Origin of the sequence: Paenibacillus sp. J23TS9 (genome assembly GCF_018403225.1) — a bacterium.
In the GTDB taxonomy this organism is placed as follows: domain Bacteria; phylum Bacillota; class Bacilli; order Paenibacillales; family Paenibacillaceae; genus Paenibacillus_AQ.
Window position 1 is genome coordinate 1,391,362 of record NZ_BOSG01000001.1, and the last position, 21,486, is coordinate 1,412,847.

At 43.7% G+C, this 21,486-nt stretch carries 21 protein-coding genes and 4 pseudogenes; 3 read left to right on the forward strand and 22 right to left on the reverse strand.

Features of this window, described 5'->3' with window-relative positions; translation table 11 throughout:
- Nucleotides 1–169: 169 nt before the first annotated feature.
- The 14 genes and pseudogenes from KJS65_RS06705 to KJS65_RS06765 all read right to left on the reverse strand — a co-directional run bounded on the left by KJS65_RS06705 (nt 170) and on the right by KJS65_RS06765 (nt 10,858).
- The gene (locus KJS65_RS06705) at nt 170–1,111 is read right to left on the reverse strand and encodes a DUF4822 domain-containing protein (protein WP_244864560.1); all 942 of its coding nucleotides are present in this window, start codon (nt 1,109–1,111) and stop codon (nt 170–172) included.
- Between the two features lie 222 nt (nt 1,112–1,333).
- Nucleotides 1,334–1,552: pseudogene (locus KJS65_RS30080) on the reverse strand (S-layer homology domain-containing protein); the annotation flags it as partial.
- Nucleotides 1,553–1,677: 125 nt separating this feature from the next.
- A complete protein-coding gene (locus KJS65_RS06715) occupies nt 1,678–2,373 on the reverse strand; it encodes a response regulator transcription factor (protein ID WP_213649121.1) in 696 nt (231 codons plus the stop codon).
- 16 nt (nt 2,374–2,389) lie between these two features.
- Nucleotides 2,390–3,853 carry a sensor histidine kinase gene (locus KJS65_RS06720; protein WP_213649122.1) on the reverse strand — a complete coding sequence of 488 codons (1,464 nt, stop codon included), beginning with the start codon at nt 3,851–3,853 and terminating at the stop codon, nt 2,390–2,392.
- 322 nt (nt 3,854–4,175) lie between these two features.
- A pseudogene (locus KJS65_RS06725) lies at nt 4,176–4,418 on the reverse strand (HTH domain-containing protein); the annotation flags it as partial.
- A gap of 431 nt (nt 4,419–4,849) precedes the next feature.
- Nucleotides 4,850–5,554, reverse strand: a complete 705-nt coding sequence (locus tag KJS65_RS06730) for a YjjG family noncanonical pyrimidine nucleotidase (RefSeq protein ID WP_374706141.1) — start codon at nt 5,552–5,554, stop codon at nt 4,850–4,852.
- A pseudogene (locus KJS65_RS30235) lies at nt 5,553–5,663 on the reverse strand (NUDIX hydrolase); the annotation flags it as partial. The pseudogene KJS65_RS30235 and the gene KJS65_RS06730, both read right to left, overlap by 2 nt.
- 239 nt (nt 5,664–5,902) lie before the next feature.
- A complete protein-coding gene (locus KJS65_RS06735; RefSeq protein WP_213650679.1) occupies nt 5,903–6,310 on the reverse strand; it encodes an NUDIX domain-containing protein in 408 nt (135 codons plus the stop codon).
- Between the two features lie 306 nt (nt 6,311–6,616).
- Nucleotides 6,617–6,772 (reverse strand): hypothetical protein, encoded by a 156-nt coding sequence (locus KJS65_RS06740; protein WP_213649124.1) that lies wholly within the window; start codon nt 6,770–6,772, stop codon nt 6,617–6,619.
- 13 nt (nt 6,773–6,785) lie between these two features.
- Nucleotides 6,786–7,100, reverse strand: a complete 315-nt coding sequence (locus KJS65_RS06745; RefSeq protein WP_244864414.1) for an RDD family protein — start codon at nt 7,098–7,100, stop codon at nt 6,786–6,788.
- Nucleotides 7,073–7,231 (reverse strand): hypothetical protein, encoded by a 159-nt coding sequence (locus KJS65_RS06750; protein ID WP_213649125.1) that lies wholly within the window; start codon nt 7,229–7,231, stop codon nt 7,073–7,075. The genes KJS65_RS06745 and KJS65_RS06750 overlap by 28 nt, the downstream gene beginning before the upstream one ends.
- 99 nt (nt 7,232–7,330) lie before the next feature.
- Nucleotides 7,331–8,653, reverse strand: a complete 1,323-nt coding sequence (locus tag KJS65_RS06755; protein ID WP_213649126.1) for an MFS transporter — start codon at nt 8,651–8,653, stop codon at nt 7,331–7,333.
- Nucleotides 8,654–8,789: 136 nt separating this feature from the next.
- The gene (locus tag KJS65_RS06760; protein ID WP_213649127.1) at nt 8,790–9,419 is read right to left on the reverse strand and encodes a sugar O-acetyltransferase; all 630 of its coding nucleotides are present in this window, start codon (nt 9,417–9,419) and stop codon (nt 8,790–8,792) included.
- A gap of 56 nt (nt 9,420–9,475) precedes the next feature.
- Nucleotides 9,476–10,858 (reverse strand): MATE family efflux transporter, encoded by a 1,383-nt coding sequence (locus tag KJS65_RS06765; protein ID WP_244864415.1) that lies wholly within the window; start codon nt 10,856–10,858, stop codon nt 9,476–9,478.
- A 138-nt stretch (nt 10,859–10,996) separates the two neighbouring features.
- Here KJS65_RS06765 and KJS65_RS06770 point away from each other — a divergent pair, with 138 nt between their 5' ends.
- Entirely contained in the window at nt 10,997–11,881 is an 885-nt protein-coding gene (locus KJS65_RS06770) for an AraC family transcriptional regulator (RefSeq protein ID WP_280531307.1), read from the forward strand.
- 236 nt (nt 11,882–12,117) lie between these two features.
- Here KJS65_RS06770 and KJS65_RS06775 read toward each other — a convergent pair whose 3' ends face one another.
- The 4 genes from KJS65_RS06775 to KJS65_RS29745 all read right to left on the reverse strand — a co-directional run bounded on the left by KJS65_RS06775 (nt 12,118) and on the right by KJS65_RS29745 (nt 14,259).
- The gene (locus tag KJS65_RS06775; RefSeq protein WP_213649128.1) at nt 12,118–12,774 is read right to left on the reverse strand and encodes an NAD(P)-dependent oxidoreductase; all 657 of its coding nucleotides are present in this window, start codon (nt 12,772–12,774) and stop codon (nt 12,118–12,120) included.
- A 155-nt stretch (nt 12,775–12,929) separates the two neighbouring features.
- Nucleotides 12,930–13,745, reverse strand: a complete 816-nt coding sequence (locus KJS65_RS06780) for an SDR family NAD(P)-dependent oxidoreductase (RefSeq protein ID WP_213649129.1) — start codon at nt 13,743–13,745, stop codon at nt 12,930–12,932.
- 93 nt (nt 13,746–13,838) lie between these two features.
- Complete coding sequence (locus KJS65_RS29740) at nt 13,839–14,078, reverse strand: Rossmann-fold NAD(P)-binding domain-containing protein (RefSeq protein ID WP_244864417.1); 240 nt, start codon at nt 14,076–14,078, stop codon at nt 13,839–13,841.
- Entirely contained in the window at nt 13,990–14,259 is a 270-nt protein-coding gene (locus KJS65_RS29745) for an NmrA family NAD(P)-binding protein (RefSeq protein ID WP_306432959.1), read from the reverse strand. The genes KJS65_RS29740 and KJS65_RS29745 overlap by 89 nt, the downstream gene beginning before the upstream one ends.
- Nucleotides 14,260–14,356: 97 nt before the next feature.
- On the opposite strand from KJS65_RS29745, the gene KJS65_RS06790 reads away from it, so the two are divergent.
- On the forward strand, nt 14,357–14,770 hold the full coding sequence (locus KJS65_RS06790) for a MerR family transcriptional regulator (RefSeq protein WP_213649130.1): 414 nt from the start codon (nt 14,357–14,359) through the stop codon (nt 14,768–14,770).
- 595 nt (nt 14,771–15,365) lie between these two features.
- Here the strand turns inward: KJS65_RS06790 and KJS65_RS06795 are convergent.
- On the reverse strand, nt 15,366–15,815 hold the full coding sequence (locus tag KJS65_RS06795; protein ID WP_213649131.1) for a MerR family transcriptional regulator: 450 nt from the start codon (nt 15,813–15,815) through the stop codon (nt 15,366–15,368).
- Between the two features lie 169 nt (nt 15,816–15,984).
- On the opposite strand from KJS65_RS06795, the gene KJS65_RS06800 reads away from it, so the two are divergent.
- Nucleotides 15,985–16,836: an aldo/keto reductase gene (locus KJS65_RS06800; protein WP_213649132.1), complete on the forward strand. Its 852-nt coding sequence runs from the start codon at nt 15,985–15,987 to the stop codon at nt 16,834–16,836.
- Between the two features lie 384 nt (nt 16,837–17,220).
- On the opposite strand, the gene KJS65_RS06805 is transcribed toward KJS65_RS06800, so the two are convergent.
- From KJS65_RS06805 to KJS65_RS06820, 3 genes and pseudogenes are all read right to left on the reverse strand, one after another.
- Nucleotides 17,221–17,679, reverse strand: a complete 459-nt coding sequence (locus tag KJS65_RS06805; protein ID WP_213649133.1) for a divergent PAP2 family protein — start codon at nt 17,677–17,679, stop codon at nt 17,221–17,223.
- 27 nt (nt 17,680–17,706) lie between these two features.
- A complete protein-coding gene (locus tag KJS65_RS06810) occupies nt 17,707–18,987 on the reverse strand; it encodes a VTT domain-containing protein (RefSeq protein ID WP_244864419.1) in 1,281 nt (426 codons plus the stop codon).
- A 276-nt stretch (nt 18,988–19,263) separates the two neighbouring features.
- Nucleotides 19,264–21,355, reverse strand: a pseudogene (locus tag KJS65_RS06820) (efflux RND transporter permease subunit).
- Nucleotides 21,356–21,486: the final 131 nt, after the last annotated feature.

A 21,486-nucleotide genomic window follows, 5' to 3' on the forward strand; every position in this document is an offset into this window, starting at 1 on the left:
TCTATGGCAAGCAACCCGGAGCAAAATCAGAAAAGGCGACTCAGGGATAATTCCCTAATGCCGCCTTTTATTCATTTCTATACATTAACTAAGGGCAGCTGTCTACGGTGTGCACCAATTCACTTGATGAAACAGCTCCTCTGATTACTAGTTCATCGGTTCGATGTTTTTAAAAAGCGAATGTTGGATTGAAATTACCTTCATAAGGCTCATGTTCAACGAATACGGTTATATCTTTTCCGTCTTTGTCTTTCCCCGTTCTTTTATAAGTAAATTTATTATGATTAAGCTCTGTAAGTTCAACCGCGATACCATACTTGTTTTTTCCAATGGAAACATGGGCTCTTATTTTATTTTCATGTACAATATCGAAATAACCATAATCTCCACGGCTTTCGCCTGTTTTAACATTGAAAAACTCATATTTATTAGACTTGTCGTCAAATTTTGCCAGACTTATAAAATTGGAATTATACTCTGTTACATCATTGCCATTCTCATCCAATACTTTTGTTCCATGCCAAAGGGTACTGCCTAAAATTTGATCTCCATCTACGGTTTTATTAATATCTCCTGTAGTAGCATTCAACGGCTTGTCCGAATCAGTAAAAGCAAGCTTTTTTCCTTGATATGGAACATGCTCGACAAATACCTCTACATCGTTGCCCTGAGCATCTTTCCCCATTCTTTTATATGTGAAAACATTTTTATTTAGTTTTGTCATGTCAACAACTGCTTGATAATTCATTGATTCTGAAATTAATATCCTCTTTTCCCCGTCATTCGTAATAAAGAATGTCCCTCTATCGCCACGACTTTCACCTGTTTTAGCATCGAAAAATTCATATCTTCCTGACTTTACATCATATTTCGCCAGACCAATGAAGTTTGCATTTTCATTTGTCAAGTCGTTGTTATCTTTGTCGTATACTCTTGTACCTTGCCAATCTGTGCTGCTAAGAATGTCAGCCATTTCCTGACCTTTTATGATCCTAGCATTTGGTGAAAGAATCGCTTTATATGCCGTGTTCAGCAGATATGCCACTTGACCGCGTGTTGCTTTGCCTCCTTCGACATAAAAGTGTTCCGCCCAGGAATTCACCGATTTCACGTCGAGATGGAGCGCTTTGGCTGCGATTTGTACCAGCTCGGCATCCGACACCGTGCCACGCGGATCAAAGCGCCCGTCTTTTGCCTGCATAATATCTTGTCCTACCACCTCGGCGGCGTATTGATAATACCATGCCTGCGGATGAATATCGGTGAAGCTTGCCGTCGTTTGGGCTTTGCCCTGTAGGTTGAAGGTCGTGATGATCATTTTTGCCAATTCAGCACGGGTAATCTGATTTTGAACGGCCATCGAGCCGTCTTCATAACCTTGCATGACATGAAGCTGAGTGAGCGAGCTTATCGCCTGCTGGATCTCTTCTGCAGAAAGCTTTACGGAAGCAGCCTCCGCATGCAGCGCATTAAATGGAAGGGCCGTTGCTCCCAGCGCCGCCGCAAGCATGAATGCTGCCAATTTCGTAGAATATTTATTCATAGGTGTCATCCTCCTTAATGATCAACGAGCAAGTTCGTTGTTTGTCATAACTCTATAATAAAGGAGACTCCTAAACTCCCAAGAAACAAGGGATTAACAGTTTCTAAAAATTATATTAACAGTTTCTAAAAATATCAGACGGTGAATCGGTAGCCTGCGCCCCAGACTGTCTCGATGTACTGCGGATTGGAGGGATCAATTTCGATTTTTTCCCGCAGTTTGCGGACATGAACGGTGACCGTCGCGATATCTCCGTTCGAATCCATGCCCCAGATCCGCTCGAAAAGTTCGTTTTTGCTGAAGACGCGGTTCGGATGGCTTGCTAAAAATTTCAGCAGATTGAATTCTCGGGTCGTAAATATCACCTCTTGATTGCGTACATGCACCCTGCGGGCAGATTGATCAATGACCAGGCCGCGGATCTGGATCTCGGATTTCTGTACATGCTGCTGCCTTGCCAAAAGCCGTTCGTATCGCGTCAGATGAGCTTTGGCCCGGGCAACCAGTTCGCTGGGACTAAAGGGCTTCGTAATGTAATCGTCAGCGCCAAGATTAAATGCACGAATTTTATCGATTTCTTCTTTTTTTGCCGAAACGATCAGAATCGGAACTTCCTTGGCCTGTCTGATTTGGCTGCATAAGTCAAAGCCGTTCATGCCGGGAAGCTGCAGATCGATGATCACAAGATCGTAGTCGCTGTGAAGAGCAAGATCCAACCCTTCAGTTCCTGAATGGCATAAATCAACAATAAAACTGTTCAGTTCAAAATAATCCCGCTCCAGCTGGGCAATTGTCGTTTCGTCTTCAATGATGAGAATGCGCGCCGTCATGCTTATTAAGCCTCCTTTATAGGTTTGTTGTTCGTTTCAGGGTAAAAAATAGGCTTGTACCTGCTCCCGGTTCACTTTCCGCCCAAATACGACCGCCATGTTCTGCGATGATCTGACTGGCGATCGCGAGTCCCAGTCCGCTCCCGCCCGTCGCTGAATTGCGAGACCGTTCTGCACGGTATAAACGTTCGAAAATATGCGGCATATCCTCACGTGAGATCCCCATCCCATTGTCCTTGATTTCGACTGTGACCCATGTTGCGGAAGTTTGTACGGAGACATGAATGAATTTGTGCTGTTTATCCATAAAATTTTGGGCATTTTCAATGATATTGAGTACGGTACGTTTTAATTTTTCCAGATCAGCAATAACCTGGATGCTTTGATGAGGGCGTTTGTCCCACTTTAGCTCAATAGCCTTTTCCTCCATGACATAGTGCAATTCGTCAATGCAATCGTCCAGGAAATTAACAATATCGACATGCTCAAACATAAACGGAACCTGTCTTAGATCAAGTTTCGAATAAAGGAACAGCTCGTCAACGAGTTTATCCAAATCGACGGCTTTGGAATAAATAATGTTTACATACTTGTCCATCTTCTCCGGCGTGTCTGCGACCCCATCACGTATGCCTTCAATGTAACCTTTGATGTTCGTGATTGGCGTTCGCAAATCATGTGAGATGTTCGAAATCAATTCCTTCCGATTCTCTTCATCCTGCAGTCTGAGTTGGACAGACTCCTGAAGCCTTTGCCGCATATTCTCGAATGCCTCGTTCAGTTGACCGATTTCGTCCTTGGAATCCAGATCTAGCGAGAACTGAAGGTTGCCCTCCTGAATATGCTCAGCTGAGTTTCGCAGCAAATGAAGCGGTTTAACGACACTCCTGGTGATCCAACGGTATAAAAGCACATTCGCAATGACGATTAGACCGATGAGAACAAGAATAATAATCGGAAACAGTCTGCGCGTTACTTCGCCAAATGGACTTCGCTCACGAATGACAAAGACGCTCCCTTTCTTGCCATCGGAATACAGAAAATCGAACTTGGCATACGCATAAAACCTCTCCCCGATATTAAACGTGCTGCGGATCTGATTATTGTTCAAATCATAAAGAGGCAGATGTTGCCTGAGTTCAGGCTGGTTAAATGTATGCGACTCGAATACCTGGGAGTCTTCACGACGCACATATAGACCTGCACGGACCGTTTTAAGCTTGAAGTCATAGTCCTGCAAAAGTTGGTTATTCTGAAGCTGATCCGGCTCGTTTTTTGCAAGATATTTAAGTTCCAGAAATATGGACTCTTCCTGCTCGGTCAACGGGTTGAGCTGATAATGGACATTATAGAAATCCCGAAAGCTGTGAATATCGCCCGTAGCCGCGATGGTGAACAGGCTGGCGGTCAGTATAAATACGAGCAAGCTGATGACCAGCATCCCCGTATAAGACAGTAATAATTTAATCCGTATAGACACCTTATACTCCACCCCTGAGTTTGAAAATAGGTTTGAATTCGTTCCATGTTTTGGTGGCTTGGCTCAAATATCGGTCCGAGCGGTAGATGATCTCCAGGCTGCGGTTTAGCGGGTCGCTGTTGATTCTTAAGCTATAGAGGGGAGCTCCTCCCCCCTCCCAAACGTTCAGTTTCGAGAAATTTGATATATGGAAAAGGTGGGTGATGGATGCATTACGGAGTATGCAGGTAATCGGGGTTTTCGTTTTAATTTGCACTTGAAGCTTTATTACAAGTAACAAAAGAGGAATCACAAGGGACATTTATAACACCGACTTCGTCTTCTTCCAACGGCCCGCACTTTGCTTTATTCGATTTATTCCAATGATGTTCACATCAAAACCATGCGTCTCGAAAATCTCTTTCGGTGTTTTCCCCATCATATATTGATCGATAAACAGTCGTTTGAACTCATCTGAATACGTGATTGATTTTTCGCTAATTCGAACAACGTATCTATTCTTTGAAAGTTTTTCACACTCTTCTTTGCTAATTAGCTTTTCGGTCACGCCTGCTGATTCCTCCATTTCTAAATACAATTTACATATAAAAAGAGTGCCCGCGGCAGCTTCTCAACTTGTTTCCCCTTTGATAGCTCGATTTCCCTACTATCGATTCGGTATTGATATACTATCATGAATTATTACTATCAGGAAAATATATAAACAATAAGTTATACTAAGGATTTTCATATATAAAAATATCCAAATATTTGAAAGCCAATACATCAACCTCTTTCTTATCTAATATTAAATTTTATTGTTAAATTATGAAAAGGGCAGAAATTAATTAATCTGCCCTTTTCAATGAATTTAGGAGATGGAGCTTTAATCAAATGCGTGAGTTTTTTATATTGAAAATAACCCGCCCGTCCGGTTGAATTCACATCCGCCCTCTTCTACCTCCGACCGGACCTAGGGGCGAATGCGAAGCATGTGAATACGTTGATATCCTAGTATTATCCTTCTAGGATATCTTTAACTTCTTTTAATTCTCTTATTTCATATTTTGGTGTAATTCCATGTTTATTGGGTTTTCTCCCTGGATTAAACCAACAAGTATCGATTCCATAGTTTATACCACCTTGAATATCAGAGGTTAAAGAATCACCTACAATAATGACTCTTTCTTTATTCCAAACATTTATTTTTCTAAATGCATAATCAAAGATTCCTGTATGAGGCTTTTGATATCCAGCATCTTCAGAGGTTACGATTACTTCAAATGTATTACTTAGTTCTGATTGATTTATTCTCTTAATCTGTACTTCATTAATTCCATTCGTTATTATCACGATTCTATATCCATTATTTGAAAGATACCTGAATAAATCAATTGCCCCATCAATTAAAAGAGATCCTTCAATCAAATGCTTAGTATATTGTTCGCTAAAATGGTTTGGATCTATCTGTAATTCATATTTTGATATAAGTCTTACAAATCTCTCTGTTCTTAACTGTTTAAGTTCTAGTTTAAGTTTGTCATTTACGTATTCATTCCATAGATCATGATTAATCTTTCTAAAACTTTCAATATAAGAAGAATTAATATTAATTCCATGATCTTTAAATACATTTGTTAATGCATATTTCTCAGAATGATTGTGATCAATTAATGTATCATCCACATCGAATAATACTACATCATATCGCAGAAAACACACCTCCTGGCATTTTCCATCCTCTTTCGGGTCCTCTAAGTAATAAAATCTTGTTTTCATTATTCACTACAATCGCAGCGGCGGATATAAAGTGCTTCGGAGGATTATTCATCAACATTAATCCCTTCATTACTAGGTTTGATCAGATTTTATATAACGTTCCCGTATTCACAACGCCGAGAGGTTTAAGGTCGCAAAGTGACCGGGACCGACAGGACTTAGCCTCGCAGGTGTGTTGCCTGATTCTGCTTCCTCGAAATCCATCTGGCGGGCCGAGAGACGTAGGTCCCGAAGCGTGAATACATTGTTAGATGATGGTGACGTCTTCTCGAATCACTGACAGAATAGCTCTTAATAGTACTTCAATAATTCTTTATCGATTTCATCTATGTATCCAATATCTTCAGTTCCATCCCAAAAAGTTATCTTGGTTGCTTCGTCATTGTTCAAAAAGGGCCTTTCGAGTTCAATGTCTGCACTAAATAATCCCCCGTATTCGACCCTTCCATTCTTCAATGTGAACTTCATTAATCCTTTGAACTCGAATCTTTCTGGAATTTGATTGGTTTCTTCAAGCATTTCTCTTATTGCGCATTCTCTTAATGTCTCCCCAGCTTCGATCATAACACCGGCTAATTCCCAATTATTCTTCCAGTTATTATATAATAATAAAAATCCATTTTTACTTTTTGCAACGACAAATGCATGTGTAATTGGATTAAAGTCAGTGTTATCGACTTGATCCTCAGTGATATTAATGAGTCCTCAAAAATATCACCCTTTCGGTTTATACATATTGGCATCATTGATCTCTCCCACAGCAACATTGTATTTCGTCACTTTCATCTAACGTCTTTTCTACGAACTTCGTAAATAACTCCATATGTTGTGGTATATACTTTCCAACCATATTCCAGGGTTTTTATATTCTCAATGATTTCGATAGCTACTGGGCACCGTCTCAAAATTCTATTTTGACTAAGGAAAACCCGCTCATGGAGATGTGAACGGGTTTTGTCACCATTATCTTCAAGTGATTCTCTTCAATAAAGGGAAAAGAAAAAATTAGAAGAGTCTTATCAGGTTAATTACCAAAACAATAATTGCTACAGTGATGAGTAAATTAACTGTATTCCACACGAGTCCCTTTTCCGGGTTCTCGTCATGACGTCTTTTGTGTACATTCGGGTCATAATGTCCCGGAGGATTGCGAAAATCCATAGGTAATCGCTCCTTAATCGTCGCTTTTAACATACGTCCCCGCGATAAGGTCATGAATTGCTCTTTTGTCCTCACGTAATAACACCATAAATAAGCTCACAATCGTTCCAATTCCAAAAGTAATCCAGTAGATGATTCCACCGATAATCGTGCGCATAAACATGGCTCCTATATTTACTTTGCTTCCATCTAGTTTAACAATACGGATGCCGAAAAGCATCTTCCCAAATGAATAACCGCTAAACATCGCCGGAATTAGAAAATCATATAGCCTAGCATATATGTGTTTTGGAAGCTCTTTCAGGTTGTATAAATTGATGCCTGGCACAGCTTGCCCACTTTGGAGACCCGTTCTTCATTCAAATTAAATATGCCAGCTACACGGATTCCAGGCATGCCTTCCAAGTTACTGACATAGACCAATCCTATAGTATTGCATCCCAGAATTGTAATGTTCATTGAATTACCTCCATTTCATATAAAGAATAAAATTTGAGCTCCAATAGCCTGTAACACTCGTGTTTGTCGGAGTGCTCCTAGCGGTGTTTGATGTCCATTTTATTTTTGTTTCTCTCTGATCGGACTCGCGGATTTGGACAGAAAACCAGCGATACTTACAGCGATAAGTACAACAATTAATGCACGAAGCAGACCCACTGACTGTCCAATAATCCCCAAAACTGGTGGTCCAACAAGAAATGCAAGATATCCTGCTGTGGATACTGCACCTACCCTTGCCGCTACTCCACGGGGGTCGTCTCCCGCTGCCGAAAGGCCAACTGGAAATCCGAAAGCCGCACCAAACCCCCATAGAATAACGCCTACGATGGCAAACGTATAATTTTGCCCCAATATAACAAGAAGTAAACCGACAATAGCAAACAGAGCGGATGCCCTCAGAACAATGACTCTCCCAAATCGGTCAAGGAAAAAGCCACCGGCTGCACGGCAAATCGTCATCGCAGCCACAAAGAGCCCAAAAGCGAATGAACCAGTGGCTGGTGTGACCTGGTATCCATCCACCATAGCGAGTGGCAGCCAGTCATTTGCTGAGCCCTCTGCAAAAGCCATTCCCAGTACAATCATACCAACTAGAACGGTACGCCGCTCTTTCCATACAGCCATGCGTTCCTTGGCGCTCATTGGCTGATCTGTCGAACTCCCGTCTGTTTCCTTTCCCGTTCCTGCAGGAACCAGACGACAGAAAAAGAAACTAAATATCAAAATAGCTAAAACGGCAAGCACCAAGTGAGCAGGGACTGACATTCCGATCTTAATTGCGGCCGATCCGGCCATTGCGCCAAGCAATGTTCCTACGCTAAACGCAGCATGAAAGCCTGTAAGAAGGGACTTTTTAGCTGCTCTTTCTACCGCAGTCCCCTCTACATTCATTGCCACATCACATATTCCGTTTCCAAATCCAAACACAGCCAATCCCAAAAAAACAACAATCCGGCTTGTGAGCCAAGAGCCTCCAAAGCCTACGATGATAAGTCCAATCGAACTGACAATGAGACCAACCACCATAACATAGCGGCCGCCCTTGTGTGCAATTAGATGACTGGCATTTAATAGTCCGACAATGGAGCCTACAGCCAATCCAAAAATGATCCAGCCCATTTGAGCTGTTGATGCCTCTAAAGCATCCCGAATCGTTGGTGTGCGTGACACCCAAGAGGCAATAGCAAAACCGGGCAATGCAAAAATAAAATAGATGGCGATTCTCCATAAATAAATTTGACGAGTCGTTAATGCGTGGTTCATGTTTGACCTCCTGAAATGGGATGGACTGAAGTCCAAGAAACAGCTTATAAATGACTGATCTGTCGCAATAAATGCCGATGGTAAAAAGAAAGCACACTTTTGTCCTGTTAGGATCATGTGTGCTTTCGCTGCACTATGGGTGTTCAAATGTTGATCATGTAACACTCTCTATAATGTCGTGCCGTACTTCAATTCACTGCCTTTTGAATATTTCAGCCTATAAGTAGACTTGGCCAACGGCGCTCCACAATCGCTACCATTCAACCTGATCGAAACGCATGTTTTTATGGTAATATACTCTGTCATGGTCCGTGATTTCACGAAGAACCTTACATGGATTTCCCACAGCGATTACGTTCTCGGGAATATCCTTGGTTACTACGCTCCCAGCACCGATGACGCTCCCCTTTCCAATAGTAACGCCTGGTAAAATAATTGCCCCACTACCAACCCACACCCCATCTTTGATAACTACGGGTAGAGCATACATTCCGCTTTCTTTACGCTTTTCTGGATGTACAGGATGGCCGGTTACAGCGATCGTTACGTTGGGGCCAAACATGACGTCGTCTCCAATCGTAACCTTATAGTCATCTACTACGGTTAAATTAAAGTTAATATAAACGTTATTGCCTATCGTAGTGTTCGAGCCATACGCCATGCGAATGGGTGGCTCCATCCACACGTTCTCACCCATGCTCCCGAAAAGCTGTTTCATCAAAGCCTGACGTCCTGCCGTATCATCAGGATGCAAACGATTGATTTCAAAACACAGTACCTTGCCACGCTGGCGCGCACGTGCCAATGCTGCAGCTTCTTCTGGATAATTAGCGTCATGGTCAGTAAATAACTGGCAGCTTGCCATTCGTTCTTGGATATTCATTCTTAGCTCTCCTTTTATCACCCTTGATTTATTCGGACAATACCATATCGTTATTATCAGGTTTCCGCAAAATTCCTTGTAATATTGTTAAGCCACTTGTACTGACGATACCGAATCAAAGCGACTGGCAGTTTTATGATTTCATCCAGGCTAATTATTGCAAACAGCAGGATAGGCGGCACCTGCCAAACAAAAGCGCATAGATAGCCTAATGGCAAAATAATGCCCCACATCACTATGGCATCACACCAAAAACCAAATTTGGAATCCCCTCCAGCCGTGAATATACCTGCAATGGTCGTCGAATTCATTGATTTGGCGATACAATAATAAGCGCAGATATACATCATTCCATCGAGGTAATGTTGAGCTGTAGCATTTAAACTAACCATCAAGAAAACCAGTGGCTTCACTAACAAAATAGTACAACCTGCCAGTGTACCAAAAATCAAAGCATATACATTCATTCGGTTACCAGCATGTTTGGCTTTCTCGATCTCACCCTCCCCCAGATATTTCCCGATTAGCACAGAACCACCGCTGGCAATGCCGCCGCATAATACAATGGCCAGGTTCTTGACGACTGACGAAATGGAATTAGCTGCAACCATATCGGCACTTACATGGCCAATAATGGCAGCTGTTGCAGTCAAGGCCCCGCCCCAGACGATATAATTCCCTTGTACGGGCATGGTGTACTTGAAGAAATCCTTAAGCAATTCCCGCTGTATTCCATCACGTAACGGCAGTTGAAAGCGAATGGAGCCCCGTGTAACAGAGTGCACAATGCAGCAGCCTAATTCAATGAAACGTGCACAAACCGTTGCTAGGGCAACTCCTGTGATCGCAAGTTCGGGCTTGCCGGGAAAAAAGATAAAGATACAAAACGAGTTGAATATAATATTCATAACTAGACAAGCCGAACTTATCCATGCACTTAGCTTTGCACTTTCCATGCTTCTTATAACACTGAGATACATCTGTGAAATTCCCATCGCTAGATAAGAAAACGAATTCAATTGCAAAAACCTTGCACCATAGTGAATCAACTCGTCATCATCTGTAAAAATTCGCATCAGCATGCCTGGGTATGAGATGGAAAGCAAAAAAAAGAAAACAGATATACAGAAAGAAAACATGCAGGAGATGCTGAGAACCCTCTGTATCGTTTTTAAATCCTTCTTTCCCCAGTACTGTGCGGTAAGTATTCCCGCTCCCGTTGACAACCCCATATAGAATAAGGTCAATGCGAAAGTGATTTGTCCGGCGAGTGATACGGCCGACATCGCAGACTGGCTAATCATACCCAACATGAAAACATCTGCAGAAATAACCATAGCCGAAACCAGGTTTTGTAATGCAATTGGTACAACGAGTACCATTAACTCTCTTCTGAAATTAACATTCAAGGGTTTCTCAAATTGGATATGTTTTTTCACCCCGTTCCCCTTCCCTCACGTATCTCATAATGTTATAAAGATAGTATAAATAAAAACTAATATCCATTAAAATTGGTTATAGTACTATAAAAATCGTATGTATTTTAACGAGGTGACCTGAAGATTAAATCATTAGAAGTGTTTTCAGACCTATCCGAGCGCCTGGATTATAACCTATCAGATTTACTACTCTATGTACGAAAAGGAAACTTGCAGCAGTTTTACAATTATTCTGCTGCGTGCCACTGGCACCCGGATGTAGAATTTATTATGGTTCTTAAAGGATCTATGGATTACTTTGTAAACGGACAAACGATTCGAATCGATCAGGGGAATGGAATTTTTGTAAATAGCAAACGCATGCACTATGGTTTTTCCCAGGACCAGATCGATTGTACTTTCATCGTGATCGTCATCCATCCTTCACTTCTTGGTGAGGAAGCGTCCCTGGCAAGGAAGTTCGCTGACCAAAAATTCGGGACTAATATGGATGACTTTTTATTGCTTACTGATCAAATTGCTTGGCAGCGGGAAATTTTGCTTAACATTCAAGAAATTTATGATGAAATGCACACCCGTGAACCACATAACCCGCTTCGGCTCCTGTCCCTGGCATTATCCCTTTGCGCCTCTGTAGGAGATCATGTGCAACAAAGTGCCGGGTATAATGACAACGAACAATCATGGACCATTGTCTGGAAAATGACCGGATTCATTCATCAAAACTATGAATATAAAATAACCCTTAACGATATTGCTGCAGCAGGGACCGTTTGCAGAAGCCGTTGTTGTAAATTGTTTAATACGTTCGTAGGACAAACTCCAAATGAGTATCTATCACGTTACCGGATTCAAAAAAGCTGCGAAATGCTAAAAGAAACGAACCGATCTATAAGTGAAATAGCAATAGCCTGCGGATTTCAAAGTGCAAGCTACTTTACATTGATTTTCCGTAAACAAATCGGATTGATTCCGCAGAATTACAGAAAACAAGCCCTTAGAATAGAACTTCTTAATAAATAAGTTTGGGGCAATAGCTCAATTAAGAATAAAACTTCCTCCCCGGCAGCTACTAAAAAAAGTCACAACCACGATCCATGGTTATGACTTTTTTTAATTAAGTTCATGATTTGTCCCTTTGAGCTTCAACTTCTCTGATCCAACGATAAAAAGTTGTTCTTTTCATGTCGATCTGTCGCATCGCCTCCGTTTTCGGTTATCAGTCGATCCTTCTATTCGTGGTCCCGTTGGAAGTAAGTTTATTTTTTGTAGTAGCTCAAATCGTAAGTATGAATTGCAGAATCATCATTAATGACCTGAAAGTTATATTTAGCAATATCTATATGAGTTGCAAGGCTAATCTTTGTTCGATCTCTTTTCAATATTCCTTTCGAAGGACCGTCTGAGATTATGCCTGCCCTATGCACAATCCAATCCACATCTTGTGCTTCTTCAACTAAATATTCAATTACAGTTTCATTATCTTTATGCTGACCGAGAAGACCGTTATATCTAGCTATAGTATTTCTAAGAATCCAAGTCATAAAAGGGAGTCTTTCTTTATATCGACGCGTGAGTCCTCCGGCCTGATATAGGAAACGTTTTACACCTTGTCGCCGCATAGCTGGGATAAGCTTCTTAATAAAGATCGTATTGATTGGCGCCTTATTTTGTTCCTGAGCATTTCCAAGCATACAAATTACAAAGTCGACTTCATCTAATAATTCGTCAATATTTTCATAATTTGTGATGGAGCCTTTGATTAGCTCTAAATTTATATTTTGTATTTTAATTTTTTCTGGATTTCTAACTAAGGCTTTTACTTTATGACCCTCTTTAAGCGCTATGGAAACAAAGTGTTGGCCAGTTCTGCCGGTTGCACCAAATACTAAGAATGTTGATTTTGAATTTTTCATGGATAATGATCCCTCCAAAAAGAGATTCAAAAAGTACGGCATACCGTGTAGATCTCAGAAACCAATTTATCGACCATTACCACGTCTACAATACTTTTTTTCTGTAATATTACTTCTTTCATTCTCTCAACATATTCTTTTCCCGATTGAAGCAATCATGCACCCGTGAGTTTATGCGACAAATCAATAAGAGCCTTTTGATCCTCTTTATTAACTTCGATCGCAAATTTACGTTGGAAATTACCGGCCTTGTTCCACATGTATGCCGATGTTCCTTCGCCCTTCAAGAGTGCCTGAACAGGGTTGCGGGCCGCCAATTCGGCTGAGTTGAGAAAAGGTCGTGTCACTGCGACGCCGGCTCTGAAATACCATGGCGCATTTTTAAAGATATCCGTTCGCGCAACCCCTGGGGTTGTACATCCTGTGAAAATCTTAGGATGCGTCTTGGTAAGATAGTCTGCATAATGCATACACGCGCCAACGATCGGTAGCGTCATCGTCCAGAAATTAAAATTTTCAAAGGATTGGAACTTCTTGATGTCGAATTTGGGAACCTTTTTAACTGTACCCACCATCATAATTACCCGAGGATGGTCTGCCTTAAGAAGTTTTGGCAGCAGGAGTTGAGTTAAGTGGTAACGGCTTAAGTAAGCCAACGCAAAAAAGAGCGGGAGATCGTCTTTTGTTCTGATGTCCCTTGGATCAAAAATGCCCGCCGAGTGTAACAGTCCGTCGATTTTGTCGGTTATTTCATTGATCTGTCGTGCCGCTTCTTTGACTCCATCGTGAGTCGCGAGATCCACCGAGAGAAATATTGCTCGATTACGCGCTGTTCCAAAAGATGCCAATGCACTCTCACCTTTTTGTTTATCGCGCCCCAAAATAATCACGCGATTGCCCGCCTCAATAAGTTTGTGAGCAGACTGCAGGCCAACACCGCTATTCCCCCCTGTAATTACAAACGTATTCATACTCTTTCACTTCCTTTTCTTTATTGACAATCTCAATATATATCATGCTCCAATAGGTGACCGCTCGATGTCCTAGATCAGTAATGGCTAACACTATTTTGTGAAATAATGTCCTTGCTCCAGATCTGCGAGAAGACCAAGTTGGACAGGCTTCCAGCCGAGCAGCTCCTTCGTCCCTTCGCTTGGTCTTGCTAAGTCATGCGACGCAACCATGCATAGAAAACCGAAGACCGCTTGTGCCTCTTCATGCGGGATGCTGACTACCGGTACATCCAAGTGACGACCGATGACGCCGGCAATCTCGCTGAATAACACTGTCTGAAGTGGCTGCACAGCTGCGCAGTAAATCCAGATCCTCTAAAACGCCGCGATCCACCTCTGCTCCCAAGCTTTTTAATACTTGAACACCACTTTCTGAACGGGTCAGACCAACTACCTGATGGCCAGCACCGATGAGTTCGCGGACAACAGTTGTACCCATATAACCTGCTGCATCTGTAACGAATATTCGCATAATTGTTTTAAGCCTCCTTAAGCATTTGACGAAGATATGACTTCAGTCTAAACTATGAAGTAAACTCTAAGGCAAGCGTTTGGAGGTATGATTTCATATGAAAATTCAAGAATTAGCAGACTTAATGGGTCTAACACCCCACACCATTCGTTTTTATGAGATGGAAGGCTTGCTTGACAGCAGGCATATTCAGCGAGAGAAAAATAATTATCGCAACTACTCAGACGAAGCCATTGGGCGGTTAAAGCTGATTAAGAAATTTCAAGGCATCGGCTGCTCGTTAGCTGAACTGAAGACGATTTTGCAGGATCACGATACGAACGCACGCACGAACCAAGAAGTAATAGAATGGATTCTTCAGAAGATTAATGAGATCGAGCGTAAGAAGGATGAATACGATCATATGCTTGTAACGCTGAATTGGATGCTGACGTACAGGAAGCTGTTGAACGAAGATCCACAGCAAGCTGAGGTTATGATGGAGGAATTACGTCTTAGAATTAACATCTAGTTTTCCGATAACATTAAAAAACAGGCAGACAATATCGGCACCGATTTCGCGTGTAATATGCTACCATTCCCGGATGATCCCATCATATCTCGACCAAGCCGGACAAGTGCATCTACATTAACAAGGCCGCCTTCACGATCAATCAGCCGCATAGCTTGGTAGATTAGATATATTTAGATGCTTAAAACTATTTTCCATTACTTCACGAAATAACCCATTGCCTTATATTTCTGGTGACCGAACAACGTTTCATTATCAGGCAAGCGCATCTGGGGTGATAATTCTTATCAACCACGGATAAACGATATATGTAAATGCGGGATGAAAGTTTATATATACTAAAACGCCTATGAACTGCTTCGCATATTTCAACAAAGCATCCATGTCCGTATATGATTTGACGAATCGATTCACGGGATTCCCGTTTTCCTCAAGAGTCTCTTCCTTTCGGCAGTTAAAAAGCAGCTAATCATTTATGATTAGCTGCTGCCATTCCCCTCCCCTGAATGACCAATAAATGTAAATTGCAGGAGAGCTACTCGTTTTATTAAGCTTTCGTATTTTCTTCAGAGCGATTTTTTCTCACGTCGATCTCTCACGCCTTTTGAACATTGGACGAGTAAAATACGTCACTATGCATGTGCTGAATTTTGTCCCAATTGCCAGGATTGGTCGTGTCTGGAGAGCGGTGCTCCAGAATGGCTTGATATAGGGCGGTTTTTTCTTCCAAATGGGCCACGTGCTGTTTGGCTTCTTCGAGCTTAGCGAGCGCTACTTCTTTATGCTCCATCATGAGTGAGGAGCGTTGCGGAATGGTCGAATCTCCTTCGAGACAGAAATCAATGTATAATTTAATGGTTTCAATCGGCATTCCGGATTGCTTGAGGCATTTGATGCCATGCAGCCAGTTGATCGATTCTTCATCGAACATCCGAATATTATTTTGATTGCGCTGTATACTTGGCACCAGGCCTTTATCTGTGTAAAAGCGTACAGCATGCTCGGTGAGTCCTGTTATTAGGGCGGCCTCTTTGACCGTATGCATGTGAAAACCTCCTTGGAAATTTATTTAGAAGATGCCTTGACTTCGTGTAACACGAAGGTCGTAGGCTTATTGTAATGCAACTGAGCCGTAGATGGAACCCCGCTGCAGTGCCCGATTCAGGGATACGTGCCGTTTGCTATATTACATTTGAATATTAGGAGGAATTACAATGCAAACCGTAACATTAAACAATGGTGTCAAAATGCCGATCATCGGCTTTGGTGTCTACCAGGTTCCGAATGCTGACGAATGTGAGAACGCGGTATATGAAGCGCTGATGGCCGGCTACCGCCTGATCGACACCGCCGCCGGTTACCTGAACGAGGAAGCGGTCGGACGCGCAATCAAGCGCAGCGGCGTGCCGCGTGAGGAGCTCTTCATCACGACCAAGCTTTGGGTTCAGGATGCCGGTTACGAGAGTGCCAAGCTGGCGTTTGCCAAATCCTTGAAGAAGCTACAGCTCGACTATCTCGATCTATACCTAATTCACCAGCCGTTCGGCGATTACTACGGCGCTTGGCGTGCGATGGAAGACCTGTACCGCGAAGGCAAGATCAAGGCGATCGGTGTCAGCAATTTCCTGCCCGACCGTCTGATGGATCTCATCATGCATAATGAAATCTTGCCCGCGATCAACCAGGTCGAAACGCACCCGTTCTACCACCAAATTGAGAGCGCCGCTTTTATGAAGGACCAGGGAGTACAGCACCAGTCGTGGGCCCCGTTTGCTGAAGGACTGGGCAACTTGTTCGGGAATGAAGTGCTGGCCTCAATCGCAGCAAAACACAGCAAATCCGTAGCCCAGGTCGTGCTTCGCTGGCTTGTTCAACGTGAAGTCGTTGTTATTCCAAAATCGGTACGCAAAGAGCGAATCGTTGAAAACTTCAACATTTTCGATTTTGAGTTGAGTGCAGACGATATCGAACAAATTTCCACTCTCGATACGGGGGAAAGTCTTTTCTTATCGTACCGCGATCCGGAAGTAGCCAAAATGATGGGTAACTGGAGAGTAGATTTGTAAACCTGGCTCGAACCGCATACTCACCACGCGTTTATCCTCATCTATGAAGAAAGGACAAGGCGGGTTCCCCTTGTCCTTTTTCTGTACTTGATTGCCAAATTCAATGGTCCAGATTCTGAGAAGTTTGCTCCACCTCTTCACGACGATATAGTTCTTACGACTGAAGAAGGTCCTTAACTTGTTTCACCCTATCTATTTTACTATCTTCAAATCGCCCAAAGGCGCTTGCCATGGATAGATCTCAATGCAGGCAATTGGCAAAGCGTTCCGTTAATTGTATGCCTCTGTACCAATCCGCACCTCCGTCTTCAATCGCCCAGCACGCCTCAAGCACGCCTCGCGCCACATCCCATTAATTATTACTCATTGAGCGTCCCGCATTCTTTATGAAAGTAACGAGGTGTAATGAAGCAGAAGGCTGACGAAGATCCCAAATAAGGCCCCCACAAAAACCTCGCTTGGCCTGTGACCAAGGAGTTCCTTCAGTTCACTCCTCCATAAGTTTCCTTCTTGCGAAATACCCGGAAAGGATTTGGCCCATTGGTTCAGAATCGAAGCATGCATACCGGCATGCCGTCGAATACCCGCAGCGTCAAACATGGTGATCGCACTCACGATCGCCGCAATGGCAAATCCGCTGGAATTAAAACCATTCCTCATTCCGATTGCGGTTGCTAGTGAAGTCACCGCTGCGGAATGTGAGCTCGGCATCCCGCCTGTACTGAATCCAAGCCGGACATTCCATGTCCGGTGTGTAATGAGGTATATCGGTACCTTAATAAATTGAGCAGCTACAATTGCGCAGAGAGCGGCAATAAGCGGAAAATTATGCAGAATAGCCATAACTTCTACCTCCTTTTCATGATGTATTCATCCCCTAACGGTTCGCAATTTTCGGAGAATCTCTAAAAGCATTACATTAAGACTGACCCATACACCGCCGAATACATATCCTGCAAAGACATCGCTTGGATATTGTACATTGAAGTAAATTCGGCTGATACCTACTCCAAGGCAAATCAGAATGACGCACAAAATGATGGGCATACGGAAATAATGAAAGCTATAATATCTCAGCAGCAGAAAAGCCGAAAAGCTGCATACCGTTAGTGAAATTAACGTTTCCTCGCTCGGGAAGGTATTCATAAACTGGAAGCCGGCCATAACAGGCCCTGGACGATGGAAAACCATGCGCAAAATGTCGTCAAGCAGCTCCCCTCCAATAACTACCCATACAAGAAAGACTAGGTCTAACCTACGCTCTTTGCTGCGCACTACGATCCAAAGCGCTGTTAAACCAAGCAAGGGACCATAGAAATAAAGGGTGCCGAACTTCGCAAAGGTATGCATCCATTCATTCCATTCTGTACCGAATGTGGCTGCAACCAGATAGGAGACGAACTCATCGAACTGGCCAAATTCCTGAGCCAGAAAGTCCTGGATTAAACCGAGCATCAGCGAAAAAAACAAAACGAAAAAGGCAAACGAAGCGAGCAAAAGAAACCGAACTTTACCAAACGAGTTAAAGCGGCGGCCACCCTGTATGAGGAGCTGCATGAGTGCTTCGACGACCTGACGTTTGTACTTGCGATACACATAGATTACGACGGTCAGCAGTGCCGATGCGATACCAAAGATGATCATGTACCGATTAGCTGTTGAATGATACAGCTCCCATTTCGGACCAAGTACTTTGCCCAAAGAGATGAACAAGCTCACCCAAAAGATTGCGCCTGTATAAGCGTAAAGTACATAACGCTTGAATGGCATGCGCGTAACGCCACAAAAATACCCCGTAATATGCCGAACTCCAGGAATGAAATAAGCTACGAAAAGCAGCTTATCCCCATATTTCTCAAACCAGAGGGTCATCTTATCAATGCGTTCTTCCGTAAGATGGACGCGTTTACCATATCGCGCAACGAACGGCCTTCCCAAACGGTAACCGATCCAATAAGAGAGCGTTACTCCGGTCAAGACGCCTGAACCGGCAGACAATATACTGATGAGCCAGCTCAGCTTTTGTTCATATACGGAGAGGCCGATGTAGCTCATCAACATCTCCCCCGGAAGCGGCAATGCCAGCATTTCAAGGCATAGGAACAAAAAGATGAGACCATACCCGTAATGTTCCAGCAAATTCGTTAACATGTCCAACGTTGATCACCTTCCGAAATACAGGTGGATTGCAGGACGACCAATCCACTATATCTGTTGGATTATACTGATGCACCTTTATCGGTGAGGTCGGCTTCCCGGTTTTTCTTACGATTCATGGTTTCATACAATAACGGAATGACTACAAAACTGTTTAGCGTGGAGGTGATCATGCCTCCGATGACGACTGCACCAGCACCTTTGAGATGACCGTTCCGTCATCCACTGAGAGCGTGAGCGGGATCAATGTCAACACGGTTGTTGCGGCAGTCATAAAAATTGGGGTACCCGGGAAAGACTGCCTTGCATGACGGCGTCCCGCAAGTTCAGGCCTTCGCGGCGGTTACGCTCGATTTTATCGATTAGTACGATACCGTTCGTAACCACAATACCTGTCAACATCAGCACACCAATCAGCGCGGCGAGGTTCCACTGCCCATGAACTGCATATAGTGCGAGAACAACACCTGAGAGTGCGAGCGGAATACTGATTAGGACGGCGACAGGAGCCCGCCAACCTCGGAAGACGAAACTTGTAATGAGTATCACAAGAAGAATCGATATGACAACGGCAATGGTCATCTCAAAGATCATTGGAGTCACCTATTGTGTAATGCCGCCGAGCGAATAGGTGACACCTTCCGGAAAATCCGTGGTCTGAAGTGTCTTATTTACCGCCTTCGATACACCACTGATATCGCTGGAAACAATACGGGCCTGAATTACCGTATAGGGCTTGCCATCCCGTTCTTGAATGGAGGAGACCGTATCACTTCTTTGGATCGTTCCGAGCTGATCCAACCGGTAAACTATTCCACCGCTCCCCTTCACGGTTTCGGCTGCGAGTGAAGCCAGCACCTGGCCCGGCGAATAGACGGGAAGTGAACTATCAACCTGCGTTTGACCCTTCTTCACCGGGTCGAGATAGACGTCGACAGGGATGATGCCCGTTCCGCTAGATACCGAGATATCAAAATCTTTCCCTTTGCTCATATAACGGGCGAGTACTTTGTTAATATCATTCCTACTCACGCCGGCTTTTAATACATTTCCCCGATTCAGCGCAATCGTAAACTTAGGAATCCCGTTGGTCAAATCCGTATAACCAACAACGCTCAGACCGTCGATTCCTGTAAGGTTGGAACGAACAGCAGATGCCGTTTTATCCAAAGTCCTTGCATCTGAACCGCTAAGCATAATATTGATCGTAGAATCATCGCCCGCGATGTTCTGGTTGATGATCGTCACCGATGCAGTACCCAGTTGGTTCCCCAATCTTTTCTGCAGTGAAGTGATATAATTGTTCACCTGCTTCTTAACTTTGAGCGAAACCGACAAGTTTGCGATATTCGGCTGCTGGATGTAGCCGCCGCCCTGGTCGAATACGTCGTCTGCCTGCGGCATGAACGAGGAGCCAAACGTCGACGTAAAGGAAGCGACCTGAGGTTCTTGCTTTAATACGGTTTCCACACTTTGTACTGCCTTATCAACTTCGGACAACGGTGTGCCCTTCGGAAGCTCAAGCTGAACAGCAACTTGTCCGCTGGCTGTGCTGGGCAGCAGGCTGAACGGCAGCTGCGAAGCAAAAAGCGCTGCAGTAATGAAAATGATTAGCGACACGCTCAGTACGGTTTTCTTGTGTTTGAACGACACGGTTAGGAACGGCTTCATCGCCGGCTCCATCGTTATCGCCTTTCCACCCGGTTTATGCCAGCCCATATAGGCGAATGCCGGGATCACAAACATTGCAACAAGGAACGAAACGGCGAGCGCGATGACGACAGACCAGGCGAAGCCCGAATACGACGCACCGATAATGCCGCCGACCAGTGTGATAGGAGCGTATACGGCTACCGTTGTCGCCGTGGAACCGAAGATGGCTGGAAGCATTTCTACCACAGAGGCAGCGAGCGCATGCAGCGTACCCTGATCATTCTTTTCCTGCATTTTTCGGTGCATGTTATCGAGGATAACGATCGCGTCGTCGACAATCCGGCCCATGGCCACAATTAAGCCAGAAACGGTCAATATATTGAGCGTGACACCCATTGCCTTCAGGATCGCCGTTGCCGCAAGCAAGCGATACGGCGATAAGCAGCGTTGAACGAATATTTCGGAAAAAGAACAGCATGCACAACATGGAGAATATGCAGCCAAGAAGTCCTTCGCGGACAAGTCCCATCAGGGAGGCATTCAAATCATGGGCGCGGTCTCCGGTAAGTGTCATGGTGACATCACTGCTCTGGACGGCTGGTAGGGCTGCCACACGCGTTTTGACCTGGTCTGCGACGTCTGAAATATTGGCGCCTAGAGTTTTGATCACATTCATTAGAACGCTGGCCTTACCGTCCGTACGCGCCATCGTTTGTACGTCGTTAAGAGAGCGTGTAACAGAAGCTACGGTTTATTGGCATGGGGCCTCTGGCCAGAGTTGGTGAAGCACATTCTGCCATACATGAGGAATAGCTGACGAATCGAGGCTATAAATATGGT